We start from the raw sequence: 22,241 nt of genomic DNA on the forward strand, positions 1-22,241 counted from the left end.
GGAATGCCACGAATTGGCTGATCTTCTCGACAAAGCCTTGATTTTTTCCGGCTAAACCTCGATATCGGGCACATCCAAAAGACAAAGCAATTCGGAGACCGTCATGACCGACGAAACAACGAAAACCGGACCTGACGCCACGGCGGCCGACACATCAGCGGATTTCGCTCAAGATGCAGCGGAAAGCGTTGATGCGACCGAGCCGTCTCAGCCAGACCCGGTTGAGCTGCTGAAGGCCGAAAACGGCGAACTGCGTGACCGCTACCTTCGGCTCGCCGCCGAGATGGACAATCTTCGCCGCCGCACCGAGCGAGAGGTGAAGGACGCAAAGTCCTATTCCGTAGCGGGCTTCGCCCGTGACATGCTCGCGGTGGCGGACAATCTGCGCCGCACGCTGGATGCCATTCCGGCCGAAGCGCGTGCCAGCGCCGATGCCGGCCTGCAGACGCTGATCGACGGCGTCGAGCTGACCGAGCGTGCCATGCTCTCGGCACTGGAGCGCCATGGCGTGCGCCAGATCGAGCCGATCGGGCAGAAGTTCGACCCCAATTTCCATCAGGCGATGTTCGAGGTGCCGAATTCAGAGGTGCCGAACAATACGGTCGTGCAGGTCGTGCAGGCCGGCTTCGTCATCGGCGAGCGCGTTCTGCGTCCGGCCATGGTCGGCGTCGCCAAGGGCGGCCCGAAGATCGTCGAGAATGCAGAGGGTGCCAACAGCCCGCTGGACGAAAAAGACGCCTGATCTTCACGCGATAACAAAAAATAAGAGCCGGATGATGCACAATCATCCGGCTCTTATTTTTGCCTTGATCCGATATGATTCAGGCCGTCAGGCGGCGTTGGATGCCTGTTCCTCGTTGAGGAATGCATAGATCGCCGAAGCGGATTCCGTGGCGCGCAGCTTGGCGACCAGGTCCTGGTCTCGCAAAACGCGGGCGATGCGTGAGAGCGCCTTGAGATGATCAGCGCCTGCGCCTTCTGGCGCGAGCAGCAGGAAGACGAGGTCGACGGGCTGGTCGTCCAGCGCCTCAAAATCGACTGGTGCGTCGAGGCGTGCGAAAATGCCTGCGATGGATTTGATGCTGGCAAGCTTGCCGTGCGGGATGGCGATGCCGTTGCCGACGCCGGTAGAGCCCAGGCGCTCGCGCTGTAGCACCACGTCGAAAATCTCTCGTTCGGGGAGTCCGGTCAGTTTGGAGGCTTTGGCTGCCAGCTCCTGAAGCAGTTGTTTTTTGGAATTTGCCCTCAAGGCGGGGATGATCGCATCTTGGTGTAGCAAATCTGCCAATGCCATTCTCTTTATCCTTCGTGTCGCCGAGAACCGATAACGGGGGAGCGGCGGTCGGCTTATCTTGCACGGAGCCGCCGCTCATCTTCTATTCTCAGCCTTTGATATTGGCCGCGTCGATCCAGCCAATGTTACCGTCTTGACGACGGTAGACGATGTTCAGATGTTGCTTGCCGGGACTGCGGAAGAGCAGCAACGGTTCGTCGGTCATGTCGAGCGCCATCACGGCGGTCGCCACCGACATGGTCTTTAGCTGTTTCGTGCTTTCGGCGACGATCGCCGGCGCGAAATCGGCTGGGATTTCCTCATCGTCATCAGACATGCCATCCATGACAGTGTAGGCGACTTCGGCATGTCCGTTCGGGTGGCTGCTGGCCTGGTGGTCCTTGAGCTTGCGTTTGTAACGGCGCAGACGTTTCTCGATGCGCGCGGACGCTGCGTCGAACGCCAGCTGCGGGTCCATGGCTTCGCCGGCAGCATGCAGCACCACACCGCTGTCGAGATGGAGCTTGCAATCGGCCGCGAAGCGGGAACTGGACTTATGCACCGTTACCTGACCCGAATACCCCCCGTCGAAGTATTTCGTCACGGCCATACCGATCTGGTCCTCAATCCGCTGGCGGAAGGAGTCACCAATTTCCATATGTTTACCGGAGACACGCACACTCATGGAGTTTCCCTTCTTGTAGTGGTTATTGCGCGTACCAGTTTACGCCAAGCCTCAAGCTCATCCAAGCACTTCACGCGGTCAAAGACAAATTGCGTATATCGGCCGCCTTCGGGATGATGGGGATAAGTTCATGGTCGTGCTGTCCTGCAGCGATTGCGGCGGGCTTCTAGCCCCGCCGCATCTGAAAGTCAACTGCATCTTAACGGACTGTTAGGAGATCCGCAGTCTGTGGTTGAATGCCGACAACGGTCAGAAGCTGGCGACTTTTGCGATGGCGCGCTTCTCCCGCCGCCGCTGCACAGACGAAGGGATGTTCATTGCCTCGCGGTATTTTGCAACCGTACGGCGAGCCAACTCGATGCCGCCCTTCTTCAGCGTATCGACGATATCATCATCGGACAGAACCGCCTCGGAGCTCTCACTCGAGATCAGCAGGCGGATTTTGTGACGCACCGCTTCGGCGGAATGGCTATCGCCGCCTTCGACGGCGCTGATCGAAACCGTGAAGAAATATTTGAGCTCGAACAGTCCGCGTGGCGTCAGAATGTATTTGTTCGAGGTCACGCGGCTGACAGTCGATTCATGCATCTTGATGGCGTCTGCCACGGTTTTCAGATTGAGCGGCCGCAGATGGTCGACGCCGTGCACCAGGAAAGCGTCCTGCTGCCGCACGATTTCGCTCGCCACCTTCATGATCGTCTTGGCACGCTGGTCCAGGCTGCGGGTCAGCCAATTGGCATTCTGCAGGCATTCCGACAGAAAGGCGTGGTCCTGGCTGGTTTTGGAGACGCAGGCAAAATAGGATTGGCTCACCAGCACGCGCGGAAGCGTATCGGGGTTGAGCTCCACCAGCCAGCTGCCGTCTGCGGCTGGGCGCACCACGATATCGGGCATGATCGCCTCGGATATGCCGGTCTCGAAGCAGCTGCCGGGTTTCGGGTTGAGCTGGCGGATCTCCGTCATCATGTCGAGCAGGTCTTCCTCGTCGACACCGCAGAGCCGCTTCAGCGTTGCAAAGTCGCGTCGGGCGAGAAGCTCGAGATTCTGGATCAGCCGCTCCATGGCCGGATCGAAGCGATCCCTCTGCCGAAGCTGGATCGCCAGACATTCGCTGAGAGAGCGGGCGAAGACCCCCGGGGGGTCCAGCTGCTGCAGGATATCCAGCACGCGCTCCACATCCTGAGGGGCGGCGCCGAGACGCTCCGACGTTTCCTTCGGGTCGGCATGCAGATAACCGGCATCGTCGAGCTGGTCGACAAGGTACTGCGCGATCAGCCGGTCGCCCACGGCCGGAAGCGAAAAGGGGATTTGTTCGTTCAGATGATCGCGCAGCGACACCTGGCCGGCGACGAAATCGTCAAGATCGTAGCTCTCGCCAGCTTCGCTGCCGGGCATGGATTTCCATTGGCTCAGCAGTTCCGGCACGTCGGCGCGCTGTGGACTTCCGTCGTCGGGAAAGACGTTGCTGAAATTGGTGTCGAGCTCGTTGTTCAGCCGGTCCGCATTGCCGGTATTGTCGCTCTCGTACCAGTCGCTCGCCAGATCACCGGGGTTGCGGTCGAAATCATCGTCGCCGTGGGTTTCCTCCACGGTTTCGAAGCGCTCGTCCTTGGTCTCGCGATCGCCATTGCTGCCTATATCCTCGTCATTTGACGCAAATTCAAGCAGCGGATTCTTCTCGACTTCCTGCGCGATAAACTGAGTCAGTTCAAGATGGGTCATCTGCAGCAACTGGATGGATTGCATCAGTTGCGGTGTCATCACCAGGCTTTGGCTTTGGCGCAGGAAAAGATTGGCCGATAGTGCCATGGCGGACGCGGGACTCCCCTTGATCTCCTCGGGAATTCGCGTTTTCCGTTAATAAAATCTTCGCGAAATCCCAACTGGCCCAAAAATTGCTTTTTTATTGGATTTGGTCAAGTGGAACTGTGAAGCGAAGGTAAATTTCCGGAGCGCGCCAGCTTCCAATAATATTGACGTGCACTCCGGTTGAATTTCAGCCTGTCAAAGGCTGAAATTGTCGCCGAGATACAGCTTTCGTACTTCCGGATTGCTGACGATGTCGTTCGCCCTGCCATGGGTCAGGACTTCACCTGCATGGATGATATAGGCGCGATCGATCAGGCCGAGCGTTTCACGAACATTGTGGTCGGTGATCAACACGCCGATGCCGCGCGCCGTCAGGTGATGCACGAGGTTCTGGATGTCGGCGACCGAGATCGGGTCGACGCCGGCGAAGGGCTCGTCGAGAAGCATGAAAGTCGGGTCGGTTGCCAGTGCGCGCGCTATTTCCAGGCGACGCCGCTCGCCACCCGAAAGTGCTATCGCCGGCACTGTGCGCAGATTGCGAATGTGGAACTCCTCCAGCAATTCGTCAATCTTGTGCTCCCGCTTCGCCTTGTCCTTTTCGTGGACCTCGAGCACGGCGCGGATGTTCTCCTCCACCGTCAGGCCACGGAAGATCGAGGCTTCCTGCGGCAGATAGCCGACCCCGAGCCGAGCGCGGCGATACATCGGCATCGAGGTGACATTGTTGCCATCGATCTCGATCGTGCCTTCGTCGACCGGCACGAGCCCGGTGATCATGTAGAAACAGGTGGTCTTGCCCGCGCCGTTAGGCCCGAGCAGGCCGACCGCCTCACCACGCCGCACCACCAGCGAGACGCCGTTGACGACGCGCCGGGTGCGGTAGGTCTTGGTGAGGCCGCGCGCAATCAGGGTACCCTGATAACGCGCCTTGTCCGCGGCCGGTACGCCCGATGCCGTGGGGGAAGGCCCGGTCGTGCCGGGCAAGATGGAAGTGGTCGATGTCGTCACGGGGGCCAGTATCAGTTCTTCTTTTGCTGTTGTTGCTGCACTTGCTGCGACTTGGGATCGAGCTGGATCTGGACGCGGCCCCCACAAGCATCCAGCTGCGCTTCGCCCGTCGCCATGTGCACGGTGAGCTGACAACCGGTGAAAACGTTCGGTCCGTCGGTCAGCACCACCTTCTTGCCCTTGAGGATGGCAAGCTGGTTGGCCATGTCGAACGAGCCGTCGTCTGCTGTCGCCGTCTGTGTACCGGAAACGAGGTAGACCTTGTCGGTGACCAGAATGTGGTCGATGTTGGCGTCACCCGATACGAGCGACTGGTTCTGCTCCTTGGCCGCCTTGGCGACCGGATTGTCGTCCGCCGGCTTGGCATTGGCATCAGCGGGCTGCTTCTTCTTGTAGAAGACGGTCATCTTCCCGGCCTGCATCGTCGTGGTCCCCTGGACCACCTTGACGTTGCCGGTGAACACGGCCTGGCTTTCCGCGTCATGGATTTCCAGCTTGTCGCTTTCGATCTGGATCGGCTGATCCTTGGAAAGCGCAAGCCCCGGCATGTTGCTTGTCGTTGCCTGCGCGCCTGCTTCCGCCGCTGAGAAAAAGGCGAGCGCGCTGAACGCACAAAAAAGTCCTGCCTTACGCAGGCCGGAGTTGAAAATTGAATGTGTCCAATCGTTTATCATGAACCGCCCGGCTTCTGTTCGCTAGCTGTGTTGTGGAGTGCGGACGGTTCGATACGCATTTGAACCTGCCCGTCGAATTCGATTACGCTCCCCTTATCCGTCATCTTGAGCGAACGCGCAACAACCGACATGCCACCTCGCTGGATTGCAACCTGATCCTGGCTGGACAGGTCGCCTTTCTTCACATCCAGGAAAGCGGTCTTGAATTCGGCGCGCAAGCCGTTGTCCATCTGAACGACGAAAGGCTCGGTCAGTTTCAGCGTGTCGGCCTGGCGATCGAAATCGGCGCTCTGGGCCGTCACATGCGCGATCACGTCGGTATTAACAGGCATCGATGCCTTGATCGTCTTCAGCGTGATCATGTTCGGATTCCTGATATCTTGCAGCGCCTTTTCCGCAAGCAGGGAGTAATTGATGCCGTCCTTGTTGCGGCCGGCGATGGCGGGACGCTCCATGACGACCTTGCCGTCTTCGATCTTGGCGCCCTCGATCTGGATGTCGGCCGGCAGATAGGCGCGGACGACGGAGACGGCGATGAAGATGAGCGAGACGATGAAAGCGGCCAAAGGCAGCAGTATCCGCAGCCTCTTCACACGTGCGGAGTGAAAAGTGGCGATTTTATACGCGTTTCGGTCCGGCGCTGTGTGGATTGCGTGGCCGGAGGTCTCGATCGTATTGAGCATGCAACAGGTCCGTCTTTTCTGATCCGGAGAACGGCATTCACGTCACGCACAGACTGTGCCAAAAGGCCTATCGGATCGTTTCGCATTATTGCAGTGGCTTGCCAATATGGATTTTTTTCTGCAGCCAATGAATTTTGGCAGAAAAATATGCCATTTGCTGGTTTCATCCGATCAGGCGATGTCCTATCTGATGAAGCATCGGAGCGCCGTTGCGTCGACGACATCGAAAAACGGGATCGCTCTTTGCTAAGGATTGTGCCTGTTTCAAGGTATTATGCATCCGGTTCGTAGCGCATTCGGTTTGTGACAGGGAGAAATAAAGCGTCATGGACAGTTCTGCAATTGCGGACCGGCGACAATTGCGTCGCAAGCTTGGTTTTTGGCGTATTATCGCTGTTTTGCTCCTCGTTGGCCTTGGCTTTGCGCTTTATCGTTTCGTCGCGGGTGACCTGCCCGACACGCGCGGCCCCCAGGTCGCCCGCGTCACGATTTCCGGGCTCATTCAGGACGATCCCGAACTTCTGGAGCGACTGAAGAAGATCCGCGACAACAACCAGGTCAAGGCGTTGATCGTGTCGATCTCGTCGACCGGCGGCACCACCTATGGCGGCGAACGCATCTTCAAGGCGATCCGCGCCGTCTCCGCCAAGAAGCCCGTTGTCTCAGACATCCGCACCGTTGCGGCGTCCGCGGGCTATATGATCGCCACCGCCGGCGATGATATTGTTGCCGGCGATACCTCGATCACGGGGTCGATCGGCGTCATTTTCCAGTATCCGCAGGTCAAGGATCTGCTCGACAAGGTCGGCGTTTCGCTCGATGAAATCAAGTCGGCGCCGCTGAAGGCCGAACCGTCGCCCTTCCACCCGGCCAGCGAAGACGCCAAGAACATGATCCGCAACATGGTCATGGACAGCTACGGCTGGTTCGTCGATCTCGTGGCGGATCGTCGCAAATTGCCGCGCGAAGAGGTGTTGAAGCTTGCCGACGGCAGCATCTTCACCGGCCGTCAGGCGCTTCAGAACAAGCTCATCGATACGCTTGGCGGCGAAGACGAGATCCGCGCCTATCTTGAGACGCGCAAGGTCAACAAGGACCTACCGATCGTCGATTGGAAGGCGGAAGACAAAAGCTCAACCTTCTTTTGGCCGGGGGCCGCTTCCTGGTTGCTAAATCGGCTCGGTTATGCTGATTTTATGAAGGGAGAAGGCCTCCAGAAAATCATGACCGAGAAGTTGTTTCTTGACGGCCTGCTTTCTCTTTGGCAGGGTGCAGCCAATTGATAAATCAATGATTTAAGGGGGTAGCCGTGATCAAGTCGGAATTGGTGCAGATTGTTGCCGCCCGCAACCCGCATCTCTATCACCGCGACGTCGAAAATATCGTCAACGCTGTCCTCGACGAGATCACCGATGCGCTTGCTGCGGGAAACCGGGTTGAACTTCGCGGTTTCGGCGCATTCTCCGTCAAGAACCGACCTTCGCGCTCTGGCCGCAACCCGCGCACGGGCGATACGGTGTTCGTCGAGGAGAAGTGGGTTCCCTTCTTCAAGACCGGCAAGGAACTGCGCGAACGCCTGAATCCGGGCGCCGGCGACGAGGAAGACGACAACTAATAGCCGGCTCAGGCCGTTTTTTCCCGAAATGCACCCGTGGACATATCCATTGGACATGATTGTGCCGCGACGCGGTGGCACTTGAACTCGGCCGCGTCTTTCCTATTCTGCGGCTGGCGGCGTCACGCGTGCAATCGCACGGATGCGCCTGGACAAAGGAGCTGCGCAATGGCCAAGAAGATCGTCAATCTGTTGATATTGCTGCCGCTCGGCATCATCCTGATTGTATTCTGCGTTGCTAACCGGCAAACCGTGACGCTCGCGCTCAATCCGTTTCGGCCTGAAGATCAGGTCCTGTCGCTGAACGCACCGCTGTTCGTATTGCTGTTCGCAGCATTGATCCTTGGCATGCTCGTCGGCGCTGGGGTGACCTGGTTCAATCAGGGAAAGCACCGCAAGCGCGCCCGCAGCCAGTCGCAGGAGGCGGTGCGCTGGCATGCCGAGGCCGACAAGCACCGCGCGCGCGCCGAACAGATCGCCGGACAGCTCCCGTCAAAATAACCGGCTGTTGCCGAGTCGCATCTCTTTATAATCGCCTTCCGCCGAGGCGCCGTCGCCGATGATTTCGAAGCCCATTGCCTGATAGAAGGCCATCGCACGCGTATTTTTGACCAGGCATTTCAGTCGGTAGCGGCGGCTTTTCCAGTCCGGCAGCGCGGTCAGCAGGGCCTTTCCCGCGCCGTGGCCCTGAAAGGCCGGAAGAATGTACAGCATATGGACGAAATCATCCGGCTCCCAGATCGCCGCGAAGCCCGCGATCATGCCGTGCCCGTCTTCGCAGACGAACAGGCGCTCGCCCGTTGTATGGACGGCAAAGTCCTCAAGGCTGAAACGACCGGCATCGACCCAGAGAAATGTTTCCCGGCGCACGCGCAGATAGATCTCGGCAAGACGCGGCATATCCTGCTCGCGCGCCGGCCGGATGGTCCAAGTCTCTGATCTCGATATCATGAGCGAATTATATGGGCGTCAAAAGTGCCAACGGCAATCAGGCGTCGGCCTGACCGTTGATCGCTGCGGTGAAATCGGAAAAAAACTGTTGCGCGAGCTTCTTGGCGCTGGAATCGACCAGCCGCGAACCAAGCTGGGCGATCTTGCCGCCCACTTGCGCCTTGGCTTCGTATTGCAGGATCGTCTCGTTGCCATCTTCCTTCAGCACGACATCGGCTCCGCCCTTGGCAAAACCGGCAATGCCACCCTTTCCTTCGCCCGAGATCGTGTAGCTCTCCGGAGCATTGATGTTGGAGAGCGTCACGTCGCCGTTGAACGATGCGGAAACCGGGCCGATCTTCAATTTCACCTTTGCGGTCAGTTCGGTCGGCGAAACCCACTCCAGGCTCTCGCAGCCGGGAATGCACTGCTTGAGGATATCGGCGTCGTTCAGCGCCGCCCATACCGCGTCCCTGGGTGCCGCGATCCGTTCCTCGCCGGTCATGTCCATGCACAGTCCTCCCAATATCACATTTTGTGCATGGATCATCGCAGATCGGAAAGCGCTTTGCCAAGTGGCGGTCAGATGCTATTTGCACGCTCATATCAATTTCGAGACAAGCATGGTGAAACAGAAGGAACGCCGGCCCGGTCAGAAAGCTGCGGGCGGCCCTGGCGCAAAGCCCCGCCCGGAGGCTCGCCGTGATGCGCCCGTCAAGTCAGGCGGCAAAGCTCCGCCATCGCGTGACCGCGGCGAGCGGATTGCCGAACCGCGTATCGCCGCCTCCACGGTTGCGGCGCCTGAGCGTCCGCTGATCGTGAGAAACGGTGAGCGACCGCCGGAGCGCGTACCGGTCATCCTGGAATCGCTGGGTGCCGGGGATTTCCATCTGATCGACAGCGGCAATGCGCTGAAGCTCGAGCAATATGGCCCGTATCGCATCGTTCGGCCGGAGGCGCAGGCGCTGTGGCAGCCGTCGCTCGCCTCGCATGTCTGGGACAACGCCGATGCCATATTCACCGGTGATACCGACGAGGATGGCATGGGGCGCTGGCGGTTTCCGCGCGAGGCGCTCAGCGAGACCTGGCCGCTGCAGTTGCTCGGCGTCGATTTTCTCGGCCGCTTCACCGCGTTCCGCCATGTCGGCGTCTTTCCCGAGCAGATCGTTCACTGGGCATGGATGAAGGAACAGGCCGAGGCGGCGAAACGGCCGCTGAAGGTCCTGAACCTCTTCGGCTATACCGGCGTTGCTTCTCTGGTCGCCGCTGCGGCCGGCGCGGAGGTGACCCATGTCGACGCCTCCAAGAAGGCAATCGGCTGGGCACGGGAAAACCAGGCCTTGGGTCGCATGGAGAAGCTGCCGATCCGCTGGATCTGCGAGGATGCGATGAAATTCATCCTGCGCGAGGAGCGGCGGGGCAACAAATACGACATCATTCTCACCGACCCGCCCAAATTCGGCCGCGGCCCGAATGGCGAAGTGTGGCATCTTTTCGAGCATCTGCCCTTGATGCTCGATATCTGCCGCGAGATCCTGTCGCCAAAGGCGCTCGGGTTGGTGCTGACGGCCTATTCGATCCGCGCCAGCTTCTATTCGATCCATGAATTGATGCGCGAGACCATGCGCGGCGCCGGCGGCGTCGTCGAATCCGGCGAGCTGGTCATCCGCGAGGCCGGCCTCGACGGCCGCACGCCGGGCAGGGCGCTTTCCACCTCTCTCTTCAGCCGCTGGGTGCCGAAATGAACAAGGATTTCCGAAATGACGGCCCCCGCAAGGTCGGACAGGTCAAGGAAGTCACTTCGCTTGCCAATCCGATCGTCAAGGATATCAAGGCGCTGACGGTCAAAAAATCGCGCGAGGAGAGCGGCGCTTTCCTGGCCGAAGGTTTGAAACTGGTCATCGACGCACTCGAGCTCGGCTGGACCATCCGCACGCTGGTCTATGCCAAGTCCGCCAAGGGCAAGCCTTTGGTCGAGCAGGTCGCCGCCAAGACGGTCGCCGCCGGTGGGCTGGTGCTTGAGGCCAGCGAAAAGGTCATTGCGTCGATTACCCGCCGCGACAATCCGCAGATGGTGGTCGGCGTCTTCGATCAGCGCTGGCGGCAGCTTAAGGACGTCAAGCCGGCGGCCGGCGAGACCTGGGTGGCGCTCGACCGCGTGCGCGATCCCGGCAATCTCGGCACGATTATCCGCACCGCCGATGCTGCCGGCGCTTCCGGCGTCATCCTCGTCGGCGAAACGACCGATCCTTTCTCGCTGGAAACCGTGCGCGCCACCATGGGGTCTGTCTTCGCCGTTCCCGTCGTCAAGGCGACGCCGGAAGAGTTTCTGGCCTGGAAGAAGAAGGCTGATGTCTCCGTCGTCGCCACTCATCTGGCCGGTGCGGTCGATTACCGCACGATCGACTATAAGAAGAAGCCCGTGGTGCTGTTGATGGGCAATGAACAATCCGGCTTGCCGGATGTCCTGGCGAAAGAGGCCGATGCGCTTGCCCGCATCCCGCAGGCCGGCCGCGCCGACAGCCTCAATCTGGCGGTTGCGACGGCAGTCATGCTGTTCGAAGCCCGCCGCCATCTTCTGACCCTTAGCGAGAGCCGATGACCGAGAGCGAGACCCACGAGCAGGCGCCTGCAAAACCCGCACTGTTTTCCCGGCCCGTGCCGATCCTGATCTTCATCGTCATCGCAGTCATCCTCGACCAGGCCGTCAAGATCATGGTCGACCATTGGCTGCCGCTGCAGGAGATGGTGCCGGTCATTCCGATGCTGGCACTCTATCGCACCTACAATCTCGGCGTCGCCTTCTCGATGCTGTCGGGCATGGATGGCTGGTTCATCGTCGGCATGCGGCTCGTCATCGTCGTCTTCGTCCTGTGGCTTTGGCGGCGTGCCCCCAATCATCGCTGGCTTGCCCATCTGGGCTTCGCCTTGATCATCGCCGGGGCCCTTGGCAATTTGATCGACCGCTTTCTCTACGGCCACGTGATCGACTATATTCTCTTCCATACGCAGACATGGTCTTTCGCCGTCTTCAATCTCGCCGACAGTTTCATCACCGTTGGCGCCGGCTGCGTCATCCTGGACGAGCTTCTGATGCCGAAAAAGGCGAAAAACTAAAATTCTAGCGTTTCCTTGAAGGCATCGGGAAGGATGCGTGTGTTAGCCAGACTGCATGAGCACTCTGGCAAACCTGCAGGAAAAGCTTGCGGCTACGATCGCCCGTGGCCAGACGCCGCCAATCGAAGGAGCGGCCGATGGCGTGTCGTCCCTGATCACGCCGATTGAGACGCCGCGTCATGCCGAACAGCTGGCGCAGCGCCCGGCGGCGCCATGGAAGCTGCAACGCCGCTGGTTGAACGGCGGCGGCCTGGTTGTCGGCGCCGCGCTGCTCGCGATCGGCTACGCCGGCGGGCTGCCAGCACTGTTTGCCGCGCTGTGCCTTGTGGCGCTGTTGCTGATAGCGATGGCTATCTTCACAAAATGGAGCGTCGTCCGCGGTCCTGCCGTCATTATTACCGATCTCAGTGAAAACGAGCATGATCGTTTTTGGGAGCGCAGGGAAAGCACCAGCCTGCTTGCAACCATCCATGACGCACTTGGCGACATTACGGTTACGCGCGGTATCGACCGCCGGATTCTGGATGCCAATGCCACCTTCCGCAGGCTGACGGGCAGATCGAACCCGGAGGGCCTGACGCTGGAGGAAACCGGTCTCGTCTTCCGTGCCGTCACCGATGCGCAACATCAGGATGCGGAGATTGCCACGCCCGAAGGGCGGCGTACGTTCGCCTGGTACGATGTCATGTTCCGCGATCCGACGACGGGACAGTTGTGCATACAAAGCGTGGCGCGCGATGTGACCGAGGAGCGGCAGGTCACCCGCCTTCGCGAGGATGCGAGGCTGAAAGCCGAATACAACAGCGCAGCCAAGTCGCGGCTGCTGGCCACCGTCAGCCATGAAATCCGCACACCCTTGTCCGGCATCCTCGGCATGAACCATCTGCTTGCCCAGACGCGGTTGACGCTGGAGCAGGCCAATTATCTGACGGGCATTCGCCAGTCGGGCCATGCCCTGGTGCAGCTGGTCGAAGACCTCCTTGATTTTTCCACGATCGAGGTCGGCCGTTTCCAGTTGCATCCGCGCAAGGAGGCATTGCGGCCGTTGCTGGAAGGCGTCGTCGAAATGCTTGCCCATCGCGCCCACGAAAAGGGCCTGGAAATCGCGGCGAGCGTCGCGTCCGATGTCCCCGAGATGTTGGAGTTCGATCCCGCCCGCCTGCGCCAGGTCCTGTTCAACGTCATCGGCAATGCGGTAAAATTCACCCAGACAGGCGGCATCCTCATCCGAGCAGGCCTCAAAGGGCGGGACCTGACGATAACGGTCCACGACAGCGGTCCGGGGATGACGGAGGAAGAGCAGGCTCGCATTTTCGGTGAATTCGAGCAGGCTGGTTCCATCGTGGAAAAAAGTGCCGGCACCGGCCTTGGGCTTGCGATCTCCGCCCGCATTCTGCGCGAATTCGGCGGTGGGCTCAGTGTCGCCAGCCAGCACGGCAGCGGCAGCGTGTTCACCATCCGCTTCCCGGTCGGCCTGGTCGCCGAGGAGGGTGGATACAGACGGCGTAACGCCGTGCTCGAGAGGTCACGCGTCCTGTTGCTGGCGCCGGAGGGCGCGGCAAGCACAGCTATTGCGCAAACCATCCGCGCGCTCGGTGGGCATTGCCGCCTGATCGGCTCAGGCGATATGGACGAGCTGCGGCAATCTTTCCCGATGGGGGAAGGCGGTGCCTGGACGGATCTCATTGTCGATCATCGCATGGCGCCTTTGTATTTCCGCGAGGGAAGTGAACTGGCGACACCGGCGCTGCGCAAGATTTTCCTCGTCAATCCCGAGGAGCGCAACACCCATCCGCTCGATCTTTTCGACGCCTGGCTCATCCGGCCGCTGCGCGAACAGTCGCTGATCGACGTCTTGAGCGGTCGCATGCGCGGCATGGAAAGGCGTGACCATTCGAGTGACGGTGTGTCCGAGATCGGGATAACGACGCCGGAGGGCGAGGATCCCGCACTCAACATCCTGCTTGGCGAGGATGATCCGGTCAACGCGATGCTGGTTCGCGCCATGCTCGCCAAGGCCGGTCACAGGGTTCGCCTCGTCGAGGATTTCGACGGCCTGCGTGCTCGCGCGCAAAACGGCGAGGCTCGGCCGGATGTCATCGTCACCGATTTCAACATGCCCGGCGGCACCGCAGTTGCCGTCCTCGCGCAACTGCGCGCCCATGAGCGCCGGCAGGGATTGCCGCCCTTGCCGATCGTCGTATTGACCGCCGACAGCCGCGATGCGATCCGCCGTCAGGCGCTGCTCGCCGGGGCCGATGCCGTGATCCTCAAGCCCGTCGATCCTGAGCGGCTGATAGCCACCGTGCAGAGCCTGTCGAAGGTGGCTTTCGAACGCGCTTGAGCCGGACATTTGATTTTCGAATCAAGATCGCGCATATCCATCATGTCGCCTGAACCGATCAGGCGGCAATGACCGATAGTGGCTTGCGGCGACCTTCAACCTGCGCGAATTGCTGTCGTTAAGTTGGGGACGGGGCGCCCATTCAAAAATTGCAACGGGCACACTTCTTGCTTTTAGCAAAGCTGCATGTCACTTTCCTGTCGCACGAATTTGGTTTATGGCGCTATATCGGCCCGCAGGGGGAGAATCGCCATGTCCATCGAAATCTTGAATCGCGAAGCTCAGGGCGAAATGGTTCAGTCTTCAAAGGCAACGGTTGCGCCGGTTGCCAGCGATGTGCTCGGACGCATCGGAAATCTAGAAACGCGCCTTGCTCGCACGGCGCGCGAGATCGATGCCGCTCAGGCCGTCCGCTATCGCGTTTTCGTCGAGGAGATGAACGCGCAATTGCCGGCCGACGCCATGCGTCGCCAGCGCGATATCGATGGCTGGGACGCAATCTGTGATCATCTGCTGGTGTTAGACCGCTCGCTTGAAGGCGATCCGGAAGACCAGATCGTCGGCACTTATCGCCTGCTGCGCCAGGAAGTGGCCATGGCCAATAGCGGCTTCTATTCCTCCTCGGAATTCGACATCGACGCGCTGCTCGCTCGCCATCCCGACAAGCGTTTTATGGAGCTTGGCCGTTCCTGCGTGCTGCCCGCATACCGCAACAAGCGTACCGTTGAGCTGCTGTGGCAGGGCAATTGGGCCTATGCGCTGAAGCACGGCATGGGCGCGATGATCGGTTGCGCCTCCTTCCCCGGCGTCCTGCCGGAACAGCATGCGCTGGCTCTGTCCTTCCTCTACCACAACGTCCTTGCCAAGGACGAATGGACGGTCGGCGCCCTGCCGTCGCTTGCCCGCAACATGGACCTGATGCCGGTCGAAGCCGTCAATCCGAAGAAGGCTTTGATGGCGCTGCCGCCGCTGATCAAGGGTTATCTGCGCCTCGGCGCCATGGTCGGTTCGACCGCTGTCGTCGATCAGGCCTTCAACACGACTGACGTCCTGATCGTCCTGCCGATCGCCAGCATCTCGGATCGCTACGTCAATTATTACGGCGCGGATGCCGGTCGCTTCGCAAGCTGACGGATCTCAAGGGATCGCAAAAATATCCATTGCATCCGTAATGCCTCGAAGCGCGACGTGATGAGATTGCGGCGTGAGGCCGCGCGTTGTCATCAGTTCAGCGGCGCGAGGATTATCGAGCACCGAACTGGTTGCGAATATTTCGCGTGACGTGGCGAGATGCTGGACGCGCGATGCGATATTGACCGTTTGCCCGAAATAGTCCTGCCGTTCATTGAGACTCACCGCGATGCACGGTCCCTCGTGGAGGCCGATTTTCAGAAGAAGATCGTCGCTGCCCCGCTCCTTGTTGAGGCTGAGCATGGCCTCGCGCATCCGCATTGCCGCGATCAATGCCCGGTCCGGTGTCGGGAAGGTGGCCATGACGGCATCGCCGATGGTCTTGACGACCGCGCCCGCCTCCGCCGCCACGATCTCGTGCAGGATGCCGAAATGGGTCCTGACCAGATCGAAGGCTGCGAGGTCGCCGACCCTTTCGTACAGCTCGGTCGAGCCGCGCAGATCGGTGAAGAGAAAGGTGAGGCTGGTGATCTTCAGTCGCTGGTCGATATCGATCGTGTCCGTGCGATAGATGTCGCGGAACGTCTGATTGGAGAGCAGGCGCTTGGCGGTCAGGAACGGTCGGCGTTGGCCGAGCAGGGTGTGGAGAGCCTCGTTGGCCAGGCAGATCGACGGCAGCACGCGGAGGTCCGTATGGTTCTCCATCATGATGCGCAAGGGGCCGGGGCGCAGTTCGATGGCCTCGCTGTGTCGGTGCATGCGGTCGAAAACGAGCGAGAGGGTCTGCCGTTCCTTCGATGGTTCTCCCTTCACGTCGAGGAACTGCGCGGCGTGCGTGACGGGCTCGAAGATGATGGTAAATTCCGCCGGCAACTGAAGCGATATGACAGCCTTCTCGCCGGGCGGCAGTTCCAGCGATTCCAGGATGAATTGATCGACTTTCTCCTCGTAACCCTCGTCGGGAAGGTCGACGCCGGAGCCCCAATAGATCTGTCGGAAATATTCGAGGGGCGGCAGTTCGTGCGGATTGTGAGCTTCGATGTGGCGCACGCGCGGACTGACGGTGAAGGTGACTTCAACCATCTCGTCGAGCGTCGGCTCGTAGCCGGCCGCGCACAGCGTGCAGTTATAGGTTTCGCTTTGCACTGTTTTCAGCGAGGTATTGGCATCCAACACCCCACCGCAGCCCGGACAGAGAACATTCCACGACATCTCGAACAGGCCGAGGTGCGAGCCATGCAGAAAGGCGTTGATGGCCTGCTCTTCATCGAAGCCTTGGTCGGCCGCGAAGGCCAGGACATTCACGCGGTTGAGCTTGCGGTCGGGCGCCTCAACAACGAGCCGCTCGATAGCATCGACAATATCCGACCGCGCTGAATGGCGCAGTACTCCGAACAGGACCTGAGCTTCACTCATCCCTGTAATCTACACCGAATTGATGCGGCAGCCCATCACCTTTGTTCGGTCACGGGCTCCGCCATCTGGCGTAGCGGCTACGATCCTGCACCATAGGCGGCGATGGCGGCCATGTTGACGATGTCGGAATCCTTGGCGCCCATGGAGGTGATCTGCACCGGCTTGTCGAGCCCGACGAGCAGCGGCCCGATCACTGTGGAACCGCCGAGTTCCTGCAGCATCTTGGTGGAGATCGCGGCCGAGTGGAACGCCGGCATGACAAGCACGTTTGCCGGTCCGGAGAGCCGCGAGAAGGGATAGAGGCTCTCCATGATCTTGCGGTTCAGCGCCACGTCAGCGGCCATTTCGCCGTCGAATTCGAAGTTCACATAGCGCTTGTCGAGGATGCTGACGGCTTCACGCACCCGCTCGGAGCGTTCGCCCGACGGATGGCCGAAGGTGGAATAGGCGAGCATGGCGACGCGCGGCTCATAGCCCATGCGCCGGGTGAAGCCGGCTGCTTCCTCGGCGATGTCGGCCAGCTCCTCGGCCGTTGGCATGTCGTGCACGGCGGTATCGGCGACGAAGACGGTGCGGCCGCGGGCGATCACCAGCGACACGCCGATAACCCGGTGCCCAGGCTTCGCGTCGATGCAGCGGCGCACGTCTCCGAGCGCTGTCGAATAGTTGCGCGTCACGCCCGTCACCATGCCGTCGGCATCGCCCAATGCCACCATGCAGGCGGCGAAGTGATTGCGATCGTTATGGATCAGACGCGTCACGTCGCGGTGCAGGTAGCCCTGGCGCTGCAGCCGGGCATAGAGATAGTCGATATAGGCATCGACCCGCTTAGAAATGCGGGCGTTGACGATTTCGAGACCGGGGCGATTGAGGTCGATGCCGGCGCGTTCGGCGGTGGAGTGGATCAGATCCTCGCGGCCGAGCAGGATGGCGGTGCCGAGCCCCTGGTTGGCATAGGAGAGGGCGGCGCGCATGACCTGCTCTTCTTCCGCCTCGGCAAAGACGATGCGCTTCTGATGCCGGCGCACGCGCTCGTAGAGCTGAGCCAGCGTCGAGGCGATCGGATCGCGCCTGGCGGAAAGCTCGCGGGCATAGGCGGCCATATCGGGCATTTCACGGCGGGCCACACCACTCTCGATCGCCGCCTTGGCCACGGCCACCGGGATCGCCGAGATCAGGCGCGGATCGAACGGCACGGGAATGATGTATTGCGCGCCGAAACGCGGCCTTGCGCCCTGATAGGCTGCCACGACGTCGTCAGGCACGTCTTCGCGCGCAAGGCTTGCGAGCGCGTGGACGGCTGCGATCTTCATCTCGTCGTTGATGGTGGTGGCGCGCACGTCGAGCGCGCCGCGGAAGATGTAGGGAAAGCCGAGGACGTTGTTGACCTGGTTCGGATAGTCCGAGCGCCCGGTCGCCATGATCGCATCGTCGCGGATACGGGCGACTTCCTCCGGCGTGATTTCCGGATCGGGATTGGCCATGGCGAAGATGATCGGCTTGTCTGCCATCGAACGGATCATCTCGGCGGAGAAGGCGTCTTTCTGCGACAGGCCGAACACGACGTCTGCCCCCTTCATCGCCTCTTCCAGCGTGCGCTTGTCGGTCTTGACCGCATGCGCCGATTTCCACTGGTTCATGCCCTCGCTGCGGCCCTGGTAGATCACGCCCTTCGTGTCGCAAAGGACGACGTTTTCCGGGTTGAAGCCCATGGCCTTGATCAGCTCGACGCAGGCGATTGCGGCGGCACCGGCGCCGTTGCAGACGAGCTTGGTGGTCTTGAGGTCACGACCCGTCAGCTCGAGAGCGTTGATCAGGCCGGCGGCGGCGATGATGGCGGTGCCGTGCTGGTCATCATGGAAGACGGGGATGTCCATGAGTTCGCGCAGGCGCTGCTCGATGATAAAGCAGTCGGGCGCCTTGATGTCTTCGAGATTGATGCCGCCGAAGGAGGGACCGAGATAGCGCACGCAATTGATGAATTCATCGACATTCTCGGTATCGATCTCGAGGTCGATCGAATCGACGTCGGCAAAGCGCTTGAAGAGAACTGCCTTGCCTTCCATGACAGGTTTGGAGGCCAGTGCCCCGAGATTGCCCAGGCCGAGAATGGCTGTGCCGTTGGAGATGACGGCCACCATGTTGCCGCGCGTGGTATAGTCATAGGCTGTGGCGGGATCGGCGGCGATCGCCTTCACGGGAACGGCGACACCGGGCGAATAGGCAAGGGAAAGATCGCGCTGCGTCGCCATTGGCTTGGTCGGATTGATCTCGAGCTTGCCGGGGCGGCCCTGCCTGTGGAAATCCAGTGCCTCCTGATCGGTGATCCCCGCTCCTGGACGCGACTTGCTCTTGTTGTCAGCCATTGTTCCTCCAAACCTCCTGTGGGCGACCGGTCCCTCTTGCCCGATAGCTGTTGTCTTCTATAGCGGCGCACGGATAGGGTGACACCTCATTTTTTGGAAAAACTGCACCTCCGTGAACGAACGTATAACCACCAGCGTCGATGCTTTCTCGGCCGCCGAGCTTGCCTCGGAGGAAAGTCGCGCCTCCGCGACTCCGATGATGGAACAGTACATCGAGATCAAGGCGAACAATCCGGGTTCGCTGCTGTTTTACCGCATGGGCGATTTCTACGAATTGTTCTTCGAGGACGCCGTCGATGCGTCGCGCGCGCTCGGCATCACGCTCACCAAGCGCGGCCAGCATATGGGCCAGGACATCCCGATGTGCGGGGTGCCGGTGCATGCCGCCGACGACTATCTGCAGAAGCTGATCTCACTGGGTTTCCGCGTGGCCGTCTGCGAGCAGGTGGAAGACCCGGCCGAGGCAAAGAAGCGCGGCGGCAAGTCTGTCGTCCGGCGCGATGTCGTGCGTCTGGTGACGCCGGGCACGATTACCGAGGAAAAACTGCTCTCGCCTTCGGAATCCAACTATCTGATGGCGCTGACGCGCATTCGCGGCGGCGCCGAGCCGCAACTGGCGCTCGCCTGGATCGACATTTCGACGGGGGTCTTCCGGCTGGCCGAGACTGAGGCGTCGCGGTTGCTCGCCGATATCCTGCGTATCGATCCGCGCGAGCTGATCCTGCCGGATACGATGTTTCATGATCCCGAGCTGAAGCCGGTCTTCGACGTGCTCGGCCGCACGGCCGTTCCGCAGCCGGCGGTGCTGTTCGACAGCGCCAGCGCCGAGGGGCGCATCGTGAGATATTTCGGCGTTTCGACGCTCGATGGTTTCGGGACGTTCAGTCGCGCCGAGCTGGCCGCCGCTGCCGCTGCCGTCGCCTATGTCGAAAAGACCCAGATCGCCGAGCGGCCGCCGCTCGGGCTGCCGGAACGCGAAAGCGGCGCATCGACGCTGTTCATCGATCCCGCCACCCGTGCCAATCTCGAACTGGTGCGCACGCTCTCCGGCGACCGCAACGGTTCGCTCCTGAAGGCGATCGACCGCACCGTGACCGGCGGCGGCGCTCGTTTGCTCGCCGAACGGCTGATGTCGCCGCTCACCGATCCCCAGCGCATCAACGAACGGCTGGATTCGATCGGCTTCCTTACCGAGGAGCCTTCGCTCTGCAGCGATCTGCGGGCAGCGCTGAAGCATGTGCCCGATATGCCGCGCGCCTTGTCACGCCTCGCGCTCGATCGTGGCGGCCCGCGCGATCTCTGGGCGATCCGCCAGGGGCTGGGCGCGGCTGCCGATATCGCCCGTATGCTCGGTGCAGCACTTCTGCCGGAAGAACTGAAGGCTGCATTTGCTGGCCTCGGTGCCTTGCCTGACGATCTCGAAGCCCTGCTTGCCGCCACGCTCGCAGACGAACTGCCCTTGCTGAAGCGCGACGGCGGCTTTTTGCGGGAAGGAGCGAATGCCGAGCTAGACGAGGTGCGTGCGCTGCGCGACCAGTCGCGCCGCGTCATTGCCGGCCTGCAGCTGCAATATGCTGAGGAAACCGGCATCAAGTCGCTGAAGATCAAGCACAACAATGTTCTCGGCTATTTCATCGAAGTTACCGCCGGCAATGCCGGTCCGATGACGGATAGCAGCGAAGCCAAGGCACGCTTCATTCACCGCCAGACCATGGCGAACGCCATGCGGTTCACCACGACCGAGCTTGCCGATCTCGAAAGCCGCATCGCCAATGCCGCCGACAAGGCTCTCGCCATCGAGCTCGAAGCCTTCGATCGCATGGTCGCGGCCGTTGTGGCCAAAGCTGAGGCAATCAAGGCCGGCGCCCGCGCGCTATCGGTGATCGATGTCGCAGCGGGCCTTGCGCTGCTCGCCGAGGAGCAGGCCTATTGCCGGCCCGCCGTCGACGCGAGCCGCATGTTCGCCATCGAAGGCGGCCGCCATCCGGTCGTCGAGCAGGCGCTGCGCCGCCAGGCCGGCGGACCTTTCGTCGCCAATAATTGCGATCTGTCGCCGAAGGCTGACGGCAAGGACGGGGCGATCTGGCTTTTGACCGGCCCGAACATGGGCGGTAAATCGACCTTCCTGCGCCAGAACGCGCTGATCGCCATTCTCGCCCAGATGGGCGCCTTCGTGCCCGCCGCGTCGGCCCATATCGGCATCGTCGACCGGCTGTTCTCGCGCGTCGGCGCTTCCGACGATCTGGCGCGCGGCCGCTCCACCTTCATGGTCGAGATGGTCGAGACGGCGGCGATCCTCAATCAGGCGACCGAGCGTTCGCTCGTCATTCTCGACGAGATCGGCCGCGGCACCGCCACCTTCGACGGCCTTTCCATCGCCTGGGCCGCCGTCGAGCATCTGCATGAGGCCAATCGCTGCCGCGGCCTCTTCGCCACGCATTTCCATGAGCTGACGGTGCTTTCGGAAAAGCTCGGGCGGCTGTCCAATGCCACCATGCGCGTCAAGGAATGGGATGGTGACGTCATTTTCCTGCATGAGGTCGGGCCGGGTGCGGCCGACCGCTCCTATGGCATTCAGGTGGCGCGACTTGCCGGCCTGCCGGCCTCGGTGGTGGCGCGCGCCCGCGACGTTCTGACGCGCCTCGAAGATGCCGACCGCAAGAATCCCGCAAGCCAGCTCATCGATGATCTGCCGCTCTTCCAGGTGGCGGTTCGCCGCGAGGAAGCCTCCGGCCGGCGCGCGCCGTCCAAGGTCGAAGAGAGATTGAAGACGCTTGATCTCGACGACCTTACCCCGCGTGCCGCCCTCGACGTGCTCTATGAGCTGAAGAAAACTGTGACCAAGGCCGGCTGACCAAAGGCGATTGCAAGGACAATAGGATGTATATCGAAAATCTTCTCGCCGAGGTCCGCATACTGGCCGATCGCTTTTCCCCCATCGCCGCGCGCGGCAAGATCTGCGGCGAGGGCGAGGCGCCGGATTGCGAGTCCGATCGCGGTCTTCTGAACATCGCCCTGTCATGCGGGCGGATTTCCGACATCTGCACGAAAATCGCCACGGCCGGCTATTGGGAATGCGAGCGCGAAATGGTGACGCAGATCGGTGCCCAATCGCGAAACATATTGTATAGCTTGAACGAGCTCAGACGGGCGCTTGAGATGCCGAGGCCCTAAAACCGCCGATTTCTGC

At 61.0% G+C, this 22,241-nt stretch carries 21 protein-coding genes; 11 read left to right on the top strand and 10 right to left on the bottom strand.

Annotated elements, in window-relative coordinates:
* The first annotated feature begins 103 nt into the window (after positions 1-103).
* On the top strand, positions 104-742 hold the full coding sequence (gene grpE / locus JTP94_RS04460) for a nucleotide exchange factor GrpE (RefSeq protein ID WP_204849337.1): 639 nt from the start codon (positions 104-106) through the stop codon (positions 740-742).
* Between the two features lie 87 nt (positions 743-829).
* Here the strand turns inward: grpE and ptsN are convergent, their stop codons facing one another.
* The 6 genes from ptsN to lptC all read right to left on the bottom strand — a co-directional run bounded on the left by ptsN (position 830) and on the right by lptC (position 6,132).
* A complete protein-coding gene (gene ptsN / locus JTP94_RS04465) occupies positions 830-1,294 on the bottom strand; it encodes a PTS IIA-like nitrogen regulatory protein PtsN (protein ID WP_034513964.1) in 465 nt (154 codons plus the stop codon).
* Between the two features lie 88 nt (positions 1,295-1,382).
* Positions 1,383-1,958, bottom strand: coding sequence for a ribosome hibernation-promoting factor, HPF/YfiA family (gene hpf, locus JTP94_RS04470; RefSeq protein WP_204849338.1), 576 nt, complete (start codon positions 1,956-1,958; stop codon positions 1,383-1,385).
* Positions 1,959-2,207: 249 nt separating this feature from the next.
* Positions 2,208-3,767 carry an RNA polymerase factor sigma-54 gene (gene rpoN / locus JTP94_RS04475; protein ID WP_204849339.1) on the bottom strand — a complete coding sequence of 520 codons (1,560 nt, stop codon included), beginning with the start codon at positions 3,765-3,767 and terminating at the stop codon, positions 2,208-2,210.
* A gap of 195 nt (positions 3,768-3,962) precedes the next feature.
* A complete protein-coding gene (gene lptB, locus JTP94_RS04480; protein ID WP_271025574.1) occupies positions 3,963-4,754 on the bottom strand; it encodes an LPS export ABC transporter ATP-binding protein in 792 nt (263 codons plus the stop codon).
* Positions 4,755-4,786: 32 nt separating this feature from the next.
* Positions 4,787-5,449 carry an LptA/OstA family protein gene (locus JTP94_RS04485; protein WP_204849340.1) on the bottom strand — a complete coding sequence of 221 codons (663 nt, stop codon included), beginning with the start codon at positions 5,447-5,449 and terminating at the stop codon, positions 4,787-4,789.
* Complete coding sequence (gene lptC / locus JTP94_RS04490; protein ID WP_204849341.1) at positions 5,446-6,132, bottom strand: LPS export ABC transporter periplasmic protein LptC; 687 nt, start codon at positions 6,130-6,132, stop codon at positions 5,446-5,448. Before lptC ends, JTP94_RS04485 begins: the two co-directional genes overlap by 4 nt.
* 326 nt (positions 6,133-6,458) lie before the next feature.
* Between lptC and sppA the strand changes: the two genes are divergently transcribed.
* The 3 genes from sppA (at position 6,459) to JTP94_RS04505 (ending at position 8,248) form a co-directional block, all read left to right on the top strand.
* The gene (gene sppA / locus JTP94_RS04495; protein WP_204849342.1) at positions 6,459-7,415 is read left to right on the top strand and encodes a signal peptide peptidase SppA; all 957 of its coding nucleotides are present in this window, start codon (positions 6,459-6,461) and stop codon (positions 7,413-7,415) included.
* Positions 7,416-7,441: 26 nt separating this feature from the next.
* On the top strand, positions 7,442-7,747 hold the full coding sequence (locus tag JTP94_RS04500) for an integration host factor subunit beta (RefSeq protein WP_004120746.1): 306 nt from the start codon (positions 7,442-7,444) through the stop codon (positions 7,745-7,747).
* Between the two features lie 168 nt (positions 7,748-7,915).
* Complete coding sequence (locus JTP94_RS04505) at positions 7,916-8,248, top strand: LapA family protein (RefSeq protein WP_204849343.1); 333 nt, start codon at positions 7,916-7,918, stop codon at positions 8,246-8,248.
* Here the strand turns inward: JTP94_RS04505 and JTP94_RS04510 are convergent.
* A complete protein-coding gene (locus JTP94_RS04510; RefSeq protein WP_409456582.1) occupies positions 8,240-8,647 on the bottom strand; it encodes a GNAT family N-acetyltransferase in 408 nt (135 codons plus the stop codon). The genes JTP94_RS04505 and JTP94_RS04510 overlap by 9 nt on opposite strands.
* An 88-nt stretch (positions 8,648-8,735) precedes the next feature.
* Entirely contained in the window at positions 8,736-9,188 is a 453-nt protein-coding gene (locus JTP94_RS04515; RefSeq protein ID WP_204849345.1) for a carbon monoxide dehydrogenase subunit G, read from the bottom strand.
* A 112-nt stretch (positions 9,189-9,300) separates the two neighbouring features.
* On the opposite strand from JTP94_RS04515, the gene JTP94_RS04520 reads away from it, so the two are divergent.
* The 5 genes from JTP94_RS04520 to JTP94_RS04540 all read left to right on the top strand — a co-directional run bounded on the left by JTP94_RS04520 (position 9,301) and on the right by JTP94_RS04540 (position 15,269).
* Complete coding sequence (locus JTP94_RS04520) at positions 9,301-10,422, top strand: class I SAM-dependent methyltransferase (RefSeq protein WP_204849346.1); 1,122 nt, start codon at positions 9,301-9,303, stop codon at positions 10,420-10,422.
* On the top strand, positions 10,419-11,279 hold the full coding sequence (locus JTP94_RS04525; RefSeq protein ID WP_204849347.1) for an RNA methyltransferase: 861 nt from the start codon (positions 10,419-10,421) through the stop codon (positions 11,277-11,279). Before JTP94_RS04520 ends, JTP94_RS04525 begins: the two co-directional genes overlap by 4 nt.
* Positions 11,276-11,794: a signal peptidase II gene (gene lspA, locus JTP94_RS04530; protein ID WP_204849348.1), complete on the top strand. Its 519-nt coding sequence runs from the start codon at positions 11,276-11,278 to the stop codon at positions 11,792-11,794. Before JTP94_RS04525 ends, lspA begins: the two co-directional genes overlap by 4 nt.
* A 55-nt stretch (positions 11,795-11,849) precedes the next feature.
* The gene (locus tag JTP94_RS04535; RefSeq protein WP_204849349.1) at positions 11,850-14,138 is read left to right on the top strand and encodes a hybrid sensor histidine kinase/response regulator; all 2,289 of its coding nucleotides are present in this window, start codon (positions 11,850-11,852) and stop codon (positions 14,136-14,138) included.
* Positions 14,139-14,390: 252 nt separating this feature from the next.
* Positions 14,391-15,269 (top strand): GNAT family N-acetyltransferase, encoded by an 879-nt coding sequence (locus JTP94_RS04540; protein ID WP_204849350.1) that lies wholly within the window; start codon positions 14,391-14,393, stop codon positions 15,267-15,269.
* A gap of 6 nt (positions 15,270-15,275) precedes the next feature.
* On the opposite strand, the gene JTP94_RS04545 is transcribed toward JTP94_RS04540, so the two are convergent.
* A complete protein-coding gene (locus JTP94_RS04545) occupies positions 15,276-16,685 on the bottom strand; it encodes an adenylate/guanylate cyclase domain-containing protein (RefSeq protein ID WP_204849351.1) in 1,410 nt (469 codons plus the stop codon).
* 77 nt (positions 16,686-16,762) lie between these two features.
* Positions 16,763-19,051, bottom strand: coding sequence for an NADP-dependent malic enzyme (locus JTP94_RS04550; protein ID WP_204849352.1), 2,289 nt, complete (start codon positions 19,049-19,051; stop codon positions 16,763-16,765).
* Positions 19,052-19,163: 112 nt separating this feature from the next.
* Between JTP94_RS04550 and mutS the strand changes: the two genes are divergently transcribed.
* Positions 19,164-21,905, top strand: a complete 2,742-nt coding sequence (mutS, locus tag JTP94_RS04555; protein ID WP_204849353.1) for a DNA mismatch repair protein MutS — start codon at positions 19,164-19,166, stop codon at positions 21,903-21,905.
* Positions 21,906-21,931: 26 nt separating this feature from the next.
* The gene (locus JTP94_RS04560) at positions 21,932-22,225 is read left to right on the top strand and encodes a hypothetical protein (protein ID WP_034513942.1); all 294 of its coding nucleotides are present in this window, start codon (positions 21,932-21,934) and stop codon (positions 22,223-22,225) included.
* Positions 22,226-22,241: the final 16 nt, after the last annotated feature.

This window comes from Martinezella lusitana (assembly GCF_016901135.1).
Taxonomy (GTDB): Bacteria; Pseudomonadota; Alphaproteobacteria; order Rhizobiales; family Rhizobiaceae; genus Rhizobium; species Rhizobium lusitanum_D.

What these genes read in the sequence shown, in the direction of transcription:
- grpE (WP_204849337.1), top strand. Translation starts at nt 104, where the DNA reads ATGACCGACGAAACAACGAAAACCGGACCTGACGCCACGGCGGCCGAC.
- ptsN (WP_034513964.1), bottom strand. Translation starts at nt 1,294, where the DNA reads ATGGCATTGGCAGATTTGCTACACCAAGATGCGATCATCCCCGCCTTG.
- hpf (WP_204849338.1), bottom strand. Translation starts at nt 1,958, where the DNA reads ATGAGTGTGCGTGTCTCCGGTAAACATATGGAAATTGGTGACTCCTTC.
- rpoN (WP_204849339.1), bottom strand. Translation starts at nt 3,767, where the DNA reads ATGGCACTATCGGCCAATCTTTTCCTGCGCCAAAGCCAAAGCCTGGTG.
- JTP94_RS04485 (WP_204849340.1), bottom strand. Translation starts at nt 5,449, where the DNA reads ATGATAAACGATTGGACACATTCAATTTTCAACTCCGGCCTGCGTAAG.
- lptC (WP_204849341.1), bottom strand. Translation starts at nt 6,132, where the DNA reads ATGCTCAATACGATCGAGACCTCCGGCCACGCAATCCACACAGCGCCG.
- sppA (WP_204849342.1), top strand. Translation starts at nt 6,459, where the DNA reads ATGGACAGTTCTGCAATTGCGGACCGGCGACAATTGCGTCGCAAGCTT.
- JTP94_RS04505 (WP_204849343.1), top strand. Translation starts at nt 7,916, where the DNA reads ATGGCCAAGAAGATCGTCAATCTGTTGATATTGCTGCCGCTCGGCATC.
- JTP94_RS04510 (WP_409456582.1), bottom strand. Translation starts at nt 8,647, where the DNA reads ATGCCGCGTCTTGCCGAGATCTATCTGCGCGTGCGCCGGGAAACATTT.
- JTP94_RS04515 (WP_204849345.1), bottom strand. Translation starts at nt 9,188, where the DNA reads ATGGACATGACCGGCGAGGAACGGATCGCGGCACCCAGGGACGCGGTA.
- JTP94_RS04520 (WP_204849346.1), top strand. Translation starts at nt 9,301, where the DNA reads ATGGTGAAACAGAAGGAACGCCGGCCCGGTCAGAAAGCTGCGGGCGGC.
- JTP94_RS04525 (WP_204849347.1), top strand. Translation starts at nt 10,419, where the DNA reads ATGAACAAGGATTTCCGAAATGACGGCCCCCGCAAGGTCGGACAGGTC.
- lspA (WP_204849348.1), top strand. Translation starts at nt 11,276, where the DNA reads ATGACCGAGAGCGAGACCCACGAGCAGGCGCCTGCAAAACCCGCACTG.
- JTP94_RS04535 (WP_204849349.1), top strand. Translation starts at nt 11,850, where the DNA reads ATGAGCACTCTGGCAAACCTGCAGGAAAAGCTTGCGGCTACGATCGCC.
- JTP94_RS04540 (WP_204849350.1), top strand. Translation starts at nt 14,391, where the DNA reads ATGTCCATCGAAATCTTGAATCGCGAAGCTCAGGGCGAAATGGTTCAG.
- JTP94_RS04545 (WP_204849351.1), bottom strand. Translation starts at nt 16,685, where the DNA reads ATGAGTGAAGCTCAGGTCCTGTTCGGAGTACTGCGCCATTCAGCGCGG.
- JTP94_RS04550 (WP_204849352.1), bottom strand. Translation starts at nt 19,051, where the DNA reads ATGGCTGACAACAAGAGCAAGTCGCGTCCAGGAGCGGGGATCACCGAT.
- JTP94_RS04560 (WP_034513942.1), top strand. Translation starts at nt 21,932, where the DNA reads ATGTATATCGAAAATCTTCTCGCCGAGGTCCGCATACTGGCCGATCGC.